General features: G+C 70.9%; 7 protein-coding genes. 4 read left to right on the forward strand and 3 right to left on the reverse strand.

The genetic code is table 11. The annotated features are described in order from the left end of the window. Positions 1-8: 8 nt before the first annotated feature. Positions 9-6,605, reverse strand: coding sequence for a LamG domain-containing protein (locus ACH413_RS10970; RefSeq protein ID WP_360030804.1), 6,597 nt, complete (start codon positions 6,603-6,605; stop codon positions 9-11). Between the two features lie 178 nt (positions 6,606-6,783). Between ACH413_RS10970 and ACH413_RS10975 the strand changes: the two genes are divergently transcribed. The 3 genes from ACH413_RS10975 to ACH413_RS10985 are packed head-to-tail and all read left to right on the forward strand — an operon-like array spanning position 6,784 to position 9,747. Continuing rightward, positions 6,784-8,943 (forward strand): tetratricopeptide repeat protein, encoded by a 2,160-nt coding sequence (locus ACH413_RS10975; RefSeq protein WP_360030806.1) that lies wholly within the window; start codon positions 6,784-6,786, stop codon positions 8,941-8,943. A 40-nt stretch (positions 8,944-8,983) separates the two neighbouring features. Beyond that, a complete protein-coding gene (locus ACH413_RS10980; protein WP_360030807.1) occupies positions 8,984-9,418 on the forward strand; it encodes a cupin domain-containing protein in 435 nt (144 codons plus the stop codon). Then, complete coding sequence (locus ACH413_RS10985) at positions 9,415-9,747, forward strand: cupin domain-containing protein (protein WP_360030809.1); 333 nt, start codon at positions 9,415-9,417, stop codon at positions 9,745-9,747. Before ACH413_RS10980 ends, ACH413_RS10985 begins: the two co-directional genes overlap by 4 nt. A gap of 40 nt (positions 9,748-9,787) precedes the next feature. Here ACH413_RS10985 and ACH413_RS10990 read toward each other — a convergent pair whose 3' ends face one another. After that, positions 9,788-11,512, reverse strand: coding sequence for an FAD-dependent oxidoreductase (locus ACH413_RS10990; RefSeq protein WP_360030811.1), 1,725 nt, complete (start codon positions 11,510-11,512; stop codon positions 9,788-9,790). Positions 11,513-11,629: 117 nt separating this feature from the next. Between ACH413_RS10990 and ACH413_RS10995 the strand changes: the two genes are divergently transcribed. Further along, positions 11,630-12,220 (forward strand): phosphoribosylanthranilate isomerase, encoded by a 591-nt coding sequence (locus tag ACH413_RS10995; RefSeq protein WP_360030813.1) that lies wholly within the window; start codon positions 11,630-11,632, stop codon positions 12,218-12,220. Here ACH413_RS10995 and ACH413_RS11000 read toward each other — a convergent pair. Then, on the reverse strand, positions 12,217-13,335 hold the full coding sequence (locus tag ACH413_RS11000) for an amidohydrolase family protein (RefSeq protein ID WP_360030814.1): 1,119 nt from the start codon (positions 13,333-13,335) through the stop codon (positions 12,217-12,219). The two genes, ACH413_RS10995 and ACH413_RS11000, sit on opposite strands and share 4 nt — an antisense overlap. Position 13,336: the final 1 nt, after the last annotated feature.

A 13,336-nucleotide genomic window follows, 5' to 3' on the forward strand; every position in this document is an offset into this window, starting at 1 on the left:
TCCCCCGTTCATTCGAACACCGCCGTCACGGCCGGGACCTCGGTCGGCACGAAGCCGATCGACTGGGACGGGAACCCCTCGCAGTCGTCGAAGTTGGACACCATGGAGTCGCCGTCACCGCCGGGCAGCAGGCAGCGCCGCAGCTCGCGGTTCGCCACCCCCTGCGGTGCCGCGGTCCAGATCGAGCCGAGCGCGCCGAGCACCGTCTTGCCCTCGCAGGCGGAGTCGGTGGAGACGAACTGGTCGTAGGCACCGTTGCGGCAGCTGAACAACGGCCGCGTGCCCGGCTGCTCGGTGACCGCGAGCAGGCCGTGCGAGCCCTCGTAGCGGTAACCCGGTGCCGCACCGTCGGTGAGGCTCGCGTGCTCGTAGTACTCCAGCAGATACCGGCCGAAGTCGGTGTAGGCCACCGAATAGCCGAGCAGCCCGTCCACCGCGGCACCACCACAGGTCGCGTCCCGGGAGTCGAACCGGTCGGCACCCTGACGGCACCGGTACAGCGCCGCGGTCGGCACGTTCTTCGGCTGGACCGTGTAGATCAGGCCGACGTCCCCGAGTTTCTCCGCGCCCTCACAGGAGTCCGCGGTGAACGCGTCGGCTCCGGAACGGCAGGCGTACACCATCTTCGTGTTGTCACCGGGTGCTGCCGGCAGGCCCAGCGCCCGTTCCAGGTGATAGCCCTCCACCACCGCATCGGTGCGACCGGTGAACCGGTCCCCCGCGGCGTTGACGAACCGGCCGAGCTGACCGCGTTCCGGCTTGGCGAACGTCGCCCGCTCGGCGATGCCCGGCTCGGTCGCGACGCCCTGGCCGTACCGGACCTCGTCGACCGCGCCGGGGAAGAACCCGGACGGCTGCCCGTTGGTCCTGTCCCTGCCCAGCACGATCTTGCCGGTCGGCTGCCACAGCACCACGTTGTTCCTGGTACCGGCCAGCTTTCCGTCGACGTACAAGCGCAGCTGCCTGCCCGCGTAGTCGTAGACGCCGTTGACGTGCGTCCACTCCCCCACCACCGGCGGGACGAGCGAGGCGGCGTAGGTCAGCGGGGCGCTGTCGGTGTCCGACGCCGCCGCACCGAAGATCCACCGCTTGAGGTCCGGCCGGTACTGCAGCACGAACCCGCTCATCCGGTCGCCGTCCTGGCTGACGATCGTCGCGACCTTGTCGTCACGGCTGAGCTTCGCCCACCCGGCGACCGAGAAGCTGTCCCTCATGGACAGTCCGTACGGCGTGACCGCGTGGCCGTTGACGCCGTCGAGCTGCAGCGCCTTTCCACTGGGACCGGCACCGAAGCTCGTGCCGCCGTTGAGCGTCGCCTGGGCCTTGCGCCACGTGATGTCCTTGGCCGTGCCCTCGTCGAACCGGTAGAAGGCGAGGTCGCGGTCGGGGATGTCGTCGTGGATCCGGCGCGCCTCCCCGTCGCTGACGGCCTTCGAGAACACCCGAAGGTCGTCCACGCTGCCCTGGAAGAACGCGCCCTGCTTCGTCCTGGCCACCGTGAGCGGGCCGGACGACGGCAGCACCGTCACCCCGGTCTGCGCGCCGGACAGCAGGCCGTTGACGTACAGCCGCAGCTGCTTGAGGTTCGCGTCGTAGGACAGCGTCAGGTGCGTCCACTCGGCCACCAGCGCAGGCTCTCCGGACGTGAGCACCTGCGCCGGCGCGTTGTCCGTGTCGGCGGTCGGTGCGAACACCGCCCACTTCTTCGAGGCGCCCTGGTAGCCGAGCGCGAACGCGCTGCGCCGGGCCGCGTCCTGCGCGACGACGGTCCGGTCCGAGGTGCCCGCGTCGGTCAGGAAGGCCCACGCCGACACCGAGAAGCTCTGGCCGGTGTCGACCACCCGAGCGGCCGTCCCGCCGAAGCCCGAGGTGCCGTCGAACGCCGCCGCCTCACTGGCCGGGCCACCGCCCCAGCTCGCTCCGCCGGAGAACGTGACGCCCTGGCCGCGACCGCTGCTGTCGTCGCCGTTGCCGTTGAACCTCCAGTGCCCGGAGTCGGCCACCGGCAACGTGGTCGCGCCCTGCTCCGCCGGGTAGGCGCGGTGCAGCGCGGTGACGCGCTCCTTGTCGAGCTGCCCGGTGAAGAGCCGGACGTCGTCGACGTCGCCGCGCCAGAACTCCGCGGGGGCACCGGCGACCTTGCCGCGGCCGATGACGAGCCCACCGGTGGCGTGCCACGCGTTGCGCAGCGTGCCGTCACCGACGCGCACTCCGTCCACGTACAGCCACATCTTCCTGACCGCAGGGTTGTAGACGCCGACCAGGAAGGTCCACTTGCCGACCTCGGAGGGCAGCACCGACACCGCGGCCTTGGTGATCTCCGGCTGGGCGACGTCGGACTCCGGCATCTCGAACGTCCACGCGCCGAGCTGGTTGTTGTCGTCGTCGATCACGTGGCCGAGCCGGAACTTGCTGGTCTGCTTCTCGCCGTCGATCGTGACCGCGTCGGTGCGGCACACCCGCAGCGACGGCTTGCACTCCTTGGCGGGCAGGCGAACCCACGCCGAGACCGTGAACGCCTGGTCCGTGCGCACGTCCGTGCCCGTCGTGACGGCGGCACCGTTCGTGCCGTCGAACGCCGCGCCGTTGCCGACCCGGCCGGGAGCGAACGCCGCCCCGCCCGAGAGCGTCGCACCGCGGGAACCCACGGCGTCGGCGGCGTTCCTGCCGCTCGACTCGTCCAGCGCGTAGTGGTGCACGAGCGTCAGATCACGCCCGGCCATGGCCTGCACGTCGCCCGCGAACAGGGCCCGCGAGTAGACGCTGACGTCGTCGATCGACCCCTTGAAGTACTCGACCGGCGTCCGCCACAGCGCACGGCCGATCTGCAGGCCGCCGCCCGCGTTCCAGGACTGGGTGTGCGCGACCGAACCGGCCAGCACACCGTTGACGTAAAGCAGGATCTGCTTCGCGCCGGCGTCGTACACGCCGGCCAGGTGCGTCCACTGTCCAACTTGGACAGAGCCGCCGACCGCCTCCGCCACCGACGCGGTGTCGGGGTTGTCGGCGCCGGCCAGTGCCATGCTCCACTTGCCGTCCTTGGCGCGCAGCTTGAACGCGCTCGCCTTGGCGCCGTCCTGCGACACCACCGTGGCGAGGCCCGTCGTCTGGTCGGCCCGCGCCCACGCCGTGACCGAGAAGCTCCGGTCGGTGTCGATCGCGTGACCGGCGCCGACCGAGGCCGCGCCGTCGAGCCGCAACGCCAGGTCGGCGGGGTCCGGCATGCTGGACTGACCGCCCGCGTAGGCGATCGAGCCCGCCGCCGTGCCGTGCGAGCCACGGGGCGAGGAGTCCTGGGTGTTGCCGTCGAACTTCCAGTTGCCCGCGGTCACGTTGTCCCTGCCGACGATGCCGCGGACCTCCTCCTGCGCCACCGCCCGGCTGAACACGCGGACCTCGTCGACGCCGCCGCGCCACTCGTGACCGACGTTGCCGTGCCACTTGCCGCGGCCGACGAGCAGCGGACCGGTGGCGTTGAAGCCCTTCTCGCGCGGAGCGCTCGCCTCCAGCTCACCGTTGACGTACAGGCGGATCTGCCTGGCCTGCGCGTCGTAGACCCCGGTCAGGTGCGTCCACGTGCCGATCTGCGCACGGGAGGTGCTCCAGGTGCCGTCGGCCGGCTTGTCCTTCGCGTCCTCGCTGGGAAGCACGAACTCCCAGTTGCCACCGCCGTCCATGCGCTGGCGGTAGCCGAGGTAGAAGCCGCTCATCACGGCGCCGTCCTGGGAGACGGCCGCGTCGGGATGGCCGGGCTCCAGTTCCCTGTCCTGCCTGACCCACGCCGACACGGTGAAGCTCTGGTCGGTGCGCACGGCCGGTGCGCCGGTCGACACGAAGTCGCCGAGTTCGTCCAGCTGTAGGTACCCGTTGACCGCGCCGTTCTGCACGAACCGCCCGTTGCCCTGCAGGACACCGGAACTGCCGCCCGGCACCGAGTTCGCCGCGGTCCTGCCGTCGGCCTCGTCGAACTTCCAGTAGCCCACCTGGACGTTGTCCCGGCTGACCGCGGACCTGATCTCCGGCTCGGCCAGGATCCGGTCGTAGACCTTGACCTCGTCGACGGCGCCGCCGAAGTAGTCCAGACCGGGGTGGTTGTCCCACATCGTGCGGCCGACACGCACCTGCCCCGTGGAGTCGACCGCCGGTGACGTCTTCGTCTTGGTGCCGGACAGCACACCGTTGACGTAGAGCCGCAACTGGTTCGTGGGCGCGTCGAACACCGCCGTCAGGTGCGTCCAGACCCCGATCTGCGCCGGGGACGACGACCACGCGGCGTCCGCCCAGATCTCCGTCGCGGCCTTGTTCTGGGCGGCGAACACCCAGCGGCCACCGTCGTCCGGCCGGTACCAGAGGGTGAAGCCGGCGAACTTGTCGCCGTCCTGGCTCACGATCGCCCGCGCGCCGGTCGCCTGGTCCACCTTCGCCCAGGCGGACACGGTGAAGCTCGCGTCCGTGCGAATGGTGTTGGGAGCGCTGACATAGCCCGTGCTGCCGTCCAGCGCGAGGGACGAACCGACCGCACCGGGGACGTAGCTCGCGTTGCCGCTCAGCGTGCCGTGGCGGTCGCCGAGGAACGCGCTGTCCTGCGCGTTGCCGTCGAAGGACCACTGCGCCAGCGGACCGTTGCCCGCGCGCACGTTGATGTGCAGCTTCTTGGCAGGACTGCGATGTCCCGCCCGGTCGACGCTCTGCACGTACAGGTCGCGCGGGCCGTCACCGGGCGGCGCGATGTCCAGCACCGCCTTGCCGCCGAGCTCGTCCGCATCGACCTGGGTCGAGGGCGGGTCGGACCAGCCGTAGAGGTAGTGGTCCACATCGGACACTCCGGCGGCGTCGAACGTGAACCTGCCGGGCACGCCGACTCCGCCGTGCCAGCGGTTGTCGTCCCGGTAGAGGACGCTGGACACGTCCGGCGCCTTGTCGATGCCGACGCGGTCGACGATGAAACCGGGGCCGTTGCGCCAGTCGCCGCCGTCCGGGCCGTCGTCGCCCCACAGCGTCCAGCTCACCCGCTGGCCGTCGCGCGCTCGCAGGTCGAGCGTGTGGCTGAAGACGTTGCCGGAGTGCAGGGTCGGTCCCCGCCGGTTGTAGGCCGCGCCGCCGTAGACGTCCCAGACCGCTTCCAGCTGCTCGTTCTCCGCGTCGGTCAGCTTGCCCTGCAACCGGATGGAGTCGTCGCCCGCGTACGGGACGCCGTCACACCACTTGCAGGCCCGCAGCGGCGGGTCCGTGGTGAGGCCGGTGGGCGCGTCCGGCCGGGTGTTGTACTGGACGTCGATCCGCACCGTGGCCAGGTCGTACTTGCGCCACGCCCGGTTGTCGCCCTCGTTGGCCGCCCGCAGCGAGTACACCGACCAGCCGTTGGGGTTGATGGACTGACCGATCGCGAACCCGGCCGGCGCGGGCCCCTTGCAGGCGGTCCCCACGGCGCCGGTGGAGACGTAGTCGGCCGCCGGCTGGTTGTTCCACGCCAGGTCGGACCCGATGGTGGCGTTCGCGATCCAGAGCTGGTGATCACGCGTGCTCGCGCAGTCGGGGCTGTAGACGGCGGACGCGCTCAGGCTCGCCTGCATGACCTGCTTGCCGCGCAGGAAGTCCGTGTTGAACTGGAAGTACGTCCGGGTGGTGCCGATGTCGTAGTCGCCGGTGCAGTTCGTGAGCCCGGAACACGTGCCGACCTTGACCCAGCCGTCGTCCAGTCCGCCGTACCAGGCCTTGGTGTTCGGCTTGTTCTTGAAGACCTTCGCCCAGTCCTTGCGGGAGTTGGCCCACCAGTCGGGGTCGACGGTCACCGGGAACCTCGCCGCCGGATCGGTCAGCAGCTTCGTGTCCGGCTTCAGCGTCAGCGACGTGGCGTCGGCCTCGACCCCGACCGGCGCACGCCGTTCCTCGCTCGCGTCCCACATCTCGGCGGGCGGCGTGGCGAAGGCGACCTCGCCCTTGTCGTCCACCGCCTCGATCCGGTTGCCCTCGGCGACGCGAACCGTCAGCCCCTCCGCGCTGAGCCCGAACTTCACCGACGCCAACGGCTGCGGCTTGTGCACCAGCAGGCGTTGCGTCACGCCACCCCCGCTCTGCGCCGTCAGCACGAGGTCGACGTCGGGCAGGACGCCGCGGTAGGTGGCCGTGGCGCCGTCGAGCACCGGTGCCGGCAGCTCCGCGGGCCAGGTCATCGTCACCGACCGGCCTGGCGTGCCGAACCGGAGCAACGGCGTCTTGCCGCCACCCGAGAACACCAGGCCGGTGTCCACCGCCTTCGGCACGACGGCGCCGTCCGGTGCCGTTTCCAGCGTCGCGTCGAGCCCGGTCCACCTGCCGTTCTTCAGCGTCCGGACCGGAGCGGCGTTGAGCTGCGCCTTGAGACTGCCGTCCGGCAACGCGGAGACGAGCCGGGTCGGCGTCGTCTGGTCGGTCACGACGACCGGCTGCCGCTGCCGCCGGGCGGCCTGCAGCGCGGTCCCGGTGTTCTCCGCCTCGGTGACGTTCGCCACCGGCGGTGGTTCCCCGTCCCACTTCGGCAACGACACGACGGTGATCGCCGTTGCCCCCAGTACGGCCACGAGCACGGCGGACAGCCGTCTCAGACCGGTTCTCCCTCGATCCACTTCGTCCGAACCCCCTCAGTTCAGCGCCGCCCGTCCCCAGGGCGGACCGCGCACCATGGTCGGCGGGGAGTGATCACCGCGAACAGTTCACGAACCGGTCATCTGTGACCTGCCGGCGACGTTTCGACTCACCCCGAAACCCGCGCGCAAGATCGTGATCACCTGGTACGAAATGTCCGTGACTGATGAGTTCGCCGGGGCCGTCCGGCGTTTCCGGCTCCGTGCGGGCCTCACCCAGGAGGCCCTCGCGGAACGGTCGGGGATCTCGGTCAGCACCATCCGCGGCATGGAGACCGGCAAGCGCCGCAACCCGCAGCTCGCCTCCGTCCGGCAACTCGCGGACGCGCTGGCGCTGCGGCCTCAGGAGCAGGAGGACCTGCTCTCCGCCGCCGGCGCCGAACCCACGCCGGCGCCGCGCCAGTTGCCGCCCGAACTCGCGGGCTTCGTCGGCCGCGGCGACGCGCTCGACCGGCTCGACGCGGTCCTGGACGGCGGCGCGGCGTCGACCGTCGTGATCAGCGCGATCTCCGGGACGGCCGGGATCGGCAAGACGACCCTCGCGCTGCGCTGGGCACACCGGGTGGCCGGCCGCTTCCCCGACGGGCAGCTCTACGCGGACCTGCGCGGCTTCGACCCCAGCGGCACGGTCATGGCGCCCGGCGAGGCGCTACGGGCGTTCCTGGAGGCGCTGAACGTGCCCGCCCGAAGCGTTCCCGACGACGTGGAGGCGCAGGCCGCGAAGTTCCGGACCCTGATGGCGGGCCGCGCGATGCTGGTCGTGCTCGACAACGCCCGCGACGCCGCCCAGGTCCGTCCCCTGCTGCCGGGCACTCCGGGCAGCCTCGTGGTCGTCACGAGCCGCCACGACCTCACCGGGCTGATCGCGACGACCAACGCCCGCAGCCTGCCGCTCGCGTTGCTGAGCCGGGAGGAGGCGCACGCGCTGCTGGCCGACCGCCTCGGCGCGGAGCGGGTGAACGCGGAGCCGGCCGCCGTGGCGGAGATCATCGACCGGTGCGGCGGGCTGCCGCTGGCGCTGGCCGTGGTGGCCGCCCGCGCCGCGCACACGTCGTTCTCGCTGACGGCCTACGCCGAGGAACTGGGTGGCCTGGACGGGTTCGGCAGCGGGGACGAGGCGACGGACCTGCGGGCCGTGTTCGCCTGCTCCTACCTGGCGCTGAGCCCGGCGGCGGCCAGGGCGTTCCGGCTGCTGGGCCTGCACCCCGGCACGGAGATCTCCCTCGCGGCGGTCGCCAGCGTGACGGGGCTGACGTCGGCGCGGCGGGTGATGCAGGAGCTCACCCGAGCCCACCTGATCGTGGAACGCACGCCGGGGCGGTTCGCGTTCCACGATCTGTTGCGCGCCTATGCGGCCGAGCAGGTCCAGCCGGACGAACGGCAGGATGCGCTCTATCGGCTCGTGGCGCACTACCGGTACAACGCGGAGCGCGCCCATTTCGTGGACCGCCCTGGCATCCTGGCGGAACCGTCGGCACCGGACGGAGTGGCGGCGGTCCCCTTCGCCGACGTCACCGCCGCCAAGTCGTGGCTGAAGACCGAGACGTCCGCCCTGCTCGCGATCGTGCGGTCCGATCACGAATTCCCGCAGGACGTGGTCGCGACGGTCCGCGCCATCTCGAACTTCCTCGACATCAACGGGCGGTTGTCCGCCAACGTCGACATCCTGCACCGGGCGCTGACGCTCACCTCGGACCAGAAGATGCTCGTCGTCCTGTGGAAGCTGCTCGCGCGGGTGCACACCAGAGCGGGCCGGCACGCCGAGGCGCGGGCGTTGCTGGACCGGACCCTGGAGATCGACCTCGCGTCCGGCGACACCGACGCGCTCGGCTACACGTACTTCGGCCTGGCCCGGCTCATCGGCGGGCAGGGCGGCCACGGCGAGGCGCTGGACCTCGCGTCGAAAGCGGTCACGTGCTTCCGCGAGTCAGGCAACCGGAACGCGGAGGCGGACGCGTTGAACGGCGTGGCCTGGTGTTTCGCGATGCTCGGCGAGTTCGACGAAGCGCTGGTGCGGGCCGAGCAGGCGGTCGCGACCGGAGAGATCGCCAGCGCCGGCAGCTTGGACACGCTGGGGTACGTCGAGCACCACCGCGGCAACCACGCCAAGGCGGTGAAGCACTTCCAGGAGGCGGTCGGCGTCGCCGAGGACGCGGGCGACCGGTACATGCTCGCCGAGACGTTGACCCACCTCGGCGACACCCACGAGGCCATGGGCAATCACGCCGAGGCGCGCGAGACGTGGGAGCAAGCCGTCGAGGAGTGGGACGCGCTGCACTCACCGGAGGCGGACGCGCTGCGCGCCAGGCTCGGTCCCTAGGCGCTGTCACAGATCGGCGGCCTGTCCGGTCTTTGTTCTCATGAGCCACGAACACGCGCACCAGCTGGACAACCCCGACAAGAGCGGTCCGCCGCCGAAGATCGAGGTCATCGGCACCGTGCCGGGAGCACCGCAGATCCCGGACGGCGCCGAGGCCATGACCATCCTCGTGACGCTGCCGCCGTCGAGTCCGGGAGCGCCGCCGCACCGCCATTCCGGTCCCGCGTACGGCTACGTCGTCAAGGGCGCCATCGTCTTCGAGCTGGAAGGCGAGCCGGAACGGGTCGTCCGCGCGGGCGGGACGTTCTGGGAGCCGGGCGGCGACGTCATCCACTACCAGGACGGCAACCACCTGGCCGACGAGGAGTCCGCTTTCGTCGTCACGATGTTCTGCGCGCCCGGCCAGCCGATGCTGACGGTCGTGGAGGCGGACGAACTGGAGGCGCGCAAGCACCTCAGGGCACCGCGGCCGTGAAGACGTCACTGGCCGCGTTGGCGCGCGATCATCTCGGGCTGGCGCGCGAGGCGTCGAGCGGCAGGAGTGCCGAGACCGTCCACGGTGGACACGAGCAGGCGCTGCGGCAGACCGTGATGGCGTTGCGCGCGGGTGAGCACATGCACGAGCACGAGCATCCCGGCGAGGTGACCGTGCAGGTGTTGCTCGGCCACGTGCGCCTGGTGGCCGGGCCGCAGTCGTGGGAGGCGCGGCCGGGCGACCTGCTGACGATGCCGGAGAGGCGGCACCGGGTGGAAGCGCTGGAGGACAGCGTCTTCCTGTTCACCACGGCGTTGCGGCTGCCGTGACTGGGGCGAGGGGCGGGGATGGCTCCCCGCCCCTCGTTCCTCACTCGACCAGCTTGCCCGCGGTGTCGACGTCCCTCATGAGTGCCGTGATCTCGGCCGGCACCGGAGGGATCTCCTCCCGTTCGACCTGGCCCGGACCCGCCCAGACGAGGTTGACCTGTTGCGCGGGATCGATGTCCGGGAAGTCCGAGCGGTTGTGGCAGCCGCGGGTCTCCCGGCGTTCGAGGGCGCACTCCAGGGTCGCGCGGGCGGAGAGCGCCGACGCTTTCAGGTCGAAGGCGTGCGCGAGGTCCTGGAAACCGGCGAGGTCTGGGTGCACGCCGACGTTGCGGATGCGTTCCTCCAGGTCGTCCAGTTCCGCGAGTCCCTTGCGCAGCCCGGCTTCGTCGCGGACGACACCCGCGTGCTCGGTCATCGTGTTGCGCAGCGCCCGTTGCAGGGCGCGGACGTTCTCCGGTCCGTCGGCGGCGAGCAGTCCGTCCACTTCGGATCGTGCCTCGCCGAGAGCGGCACGTGAACGTTGTTGCGCGTCCAGGGAAGCCGAGTACTCGGCCGCCGCCTCGCCGACGATCCGGCCGTACACCAGGAGTTCGATGAGCGAGTTGCCGCCGAGCCGGTTCGCGCCGTGCAGGCCGCTGGACGCCTCGCCGATCGCGTAGAGGCCCTCGACTCCCGTCGAGTGGTCCGCGGGCGACACCCACACGCCGCCCATCGAGTAGTGCGCGGTCGGTGCGATCTCGACGGCTTCCTGGGTGATGTCCTTCATCTGCAGTTCGAGCAGCGTCTGGTAGACCCTGGGCAGCCGTTGCATGATCTGCTCGCGCGGCAGGTGCGACACGTCCAGCCACACGCCGCCGTTCGGGGTGCCACGGCCTTCCTTGATCTCGGTGTACGCGGCCAGCGCCACCCTGTCCCGTGTGGACAGTTCCATCCGCCGCGGGTCGTAGCGGGCCATGAACCGCTCACCGGCCGCGTTGGTGAGGATGCCGCCCTCACCTCGGGCGGCCTCCGACACCAGCGTGCCGGCCGCGTTCTCCGGTTCGAGCAGGCCGGACGGGTGGAACTGCACCAGTTCGGGATCGCGGATCCGGCCGCCCGCGAGCACGGCCAGGCGGAACGAGTCGCCGGTGTTCTCGTCGCGGCGGCTCGACGTGCGGCGCCAGATCCGGGTGTGCCCGCCCGCCGCGAGGATGACGACGTCCGCGTGGAACACGTATCGCTTGCCGGTGTTCAGGTCGAACCCGTACGCGCCGAACACCACGTTGTCACGCACGAGGATCCGCGTGATGTAGCAGGAGTCGTGGATGGGGATGTCGAGCTGTGTGGCCCGGTTCACCAGCGTGCGCTGGATCTCCAGCCCGGTGTAGTCGCCGGCGAACGACGTGCGGCGGAACGTGTGCGCGCCGAAGAACCGCTGCGAGATGCGGCCGTCGGTCTCCCGCGCGAACGGCATTCCCCAGCGTTCGAGGTCCTCGATGCCGCGCGGCGCCTGCTCAGCCACGACCCGCACGATCTCCGGGTTGGCCAGGAGATAGCTCTCCTTGATGGTGTCCGCCGCGTGCTGCTGCCACGTGTCGGCGGGGTCCATCGTCGCCAGCGCCGCGTTGATGCCGCCCGCCGCCAGAGCCGTGTGCGCGTCGTTCTTCGGTCGTTTGCCGACGACCAGCACGTCGACCCCGCGTTCGGCGAGTTCGATGGCGGCGCGCAACCCCGCACCACCGCTTCCGATCACCAGCACTGACGTTGCGATCTGCTGTTCGGTCATCACGGCCTCCGTTGCCCGTCTCTTCCATTAAGTAGGACCGGGCAGCGCTTCTGCTTGTGACTGTTAGCTGCGTGACAGTGCGTCCGTGGACACATCACTAAGCTTGGTGGTGTGTTCGTGAAGCTCTGTGGTCTGCGTACCGAGTCCGATGTCGCCGTGGCGCTCGAGGCCGGGGCTGACGCCGTCGGTTTCGTGCTGACGAGCAGTCCCCGCCAGATCGACGTCGACCTGGCGTCCCGGCTCGTGGCGGAGGTGTCCGCTGAGGTCCTGACCGTCGCGGTGGTGCGTGGGATCAGTGCTGCGGAAGCCGGTGAGCTGGCGCTGAAGACGGGCGTGCGCGCGTTGCAGTTGCACGGCGATTACCCGCGTGAGGCCTTCGACGAGCTGGCGGACCTGCCGTTCGGGCTGGTTCGGGCGACGGCGCTCGGACCGGACACCGACGTGCGCACCGGGGCGTTCGGCGAGGAGCTGCTGCTGATCGACTCCCCCGTCGCCGGATCGGGTGAGCAGTGGGACATCACACGGCTCGCTTCGAACCCGCCCACCGGAAAATGGGTGCTGGCGGGCGGGTTGTCGCCGGAGACGGTGGCCGGGGCGATCAGCGTCGCCCGGCCGTGGGGTGTGGACGTGTCCAGCGGCATCGAGTCGAGCCGTGGTGTCAAGGACCACGGCCGGATGCGCGAGTTCGTACTCGCCGCTCGCGGTTAGACCACGCGTTCGCCGTTGCGGTACACCGCGCGCACATCGAGCAACGCGCTGAGGTCCTGCAACGGATTGCCTGCCACCGCTAGAAGATCGGCGTCGTGGCCGGGCGCGATCCTGCCCTTGCGGTCGCCGATCCCGCACGCCCGCGCGGCCACGCTCGTGGCGGACGCGAGGGCGTCGGCGGTGCTGAAACCGAGCAGCTCGCCGAACTCGATGACGCCGTGCGGCAACGAGTCGAAGCGTTTGAACGGGCCGATGCCCGCGTCCGACGAGCACACCAGCCGCACGCCGCGTTCGCGCATCCGGCCGAAGTTCTCGCGCAGGGTCAGGCTGACCGGGGTCGCCGGTTCGGCGGTCGGACGGCGTGCGGTCGTGGTGCTGACGTAGATCTCCTTGCGCACCAACGTGTCCACTGTGTCCCAGTCGACCGCGAGGCCGCCGGGCGCGAGGAAGAAGGCGTGCTCGATCGAGTCGACACCCGCGTCCACCGCCGCCTTGATGCCGGTGGACGCGTGCGCGTGGACCGTGACCGGGATGCCCGCGGCGTGCGCGATCTCGACGGCCGCGCGCAGTTCCTCGGTCGTGTACTGCTGGTCGAACGGCGACGAGCCGGGCGTGATCGACCCGCCGGTCGCCATGATCTTGACGACGTCGACGCCGCGCTCGACCCGTTCGGTGACGGCGGCCCGCACGCCGTCCAGCCCGTCCGCCTCGCCGCCGAGGAACCAGCAGTGGCCACCGGTCGTCGTGACGGGCGGGCCGGAGACCAGCACCTCCGGACCGGCGTCGCGGGCCTGGAGCGTCAGGTAGCCGCGGTCACCGAGGTCGCGCACGGTCGTGATGCCCGCTTGGAGCGCCTCCAAGGCGTTGGCGCGAATCCGGGCGAGCACCACGTCGTCGGGATCGGTCTGGTCGGTCGCCACGCCGAACGGGTCGAAGGCCAGGTGCACGTGCGAGTCGACCAGCCCCGGCAGCAGCGTGACGTCTCCCAGATCGAGCACCGGCAGGCCTGCCGGGTCCGCGGAAACGATCTTGCCGTCCGCGACCACGACGACCGGTTCGCCGGTGATCTCCCTTTCGCCGTCGAAGATCCGCGCTGCCCGAATGGCCTGTTTCACG

It is taken from the genome of Lentzea sp. NPDC020367 (assembly GCF_044387305.1).
Lineage (GTDB): Bacteria > Actinomycetota > Actinomycetes > Mycobacteriales > Pseudonocardiaceae > Lentzea.

Bases quoted from the DNA above. Each gene is read 5' to 3' on its own strand.
- ACH413_RS10990 (WP_360030811.1), bottom strand. From the start codon at position 11,512: ATGACCGAACAGCAGATCGCAACGTCAGTGCTGGTGATCGGAAGCGGT.
- ACH413_RS10980 (WP_360030807.1), top strand. From the start codon at position 8,984: ATGAGCCACGAACACGCGCACCAGCTGGACAACCCCGACAAGAGCGGT.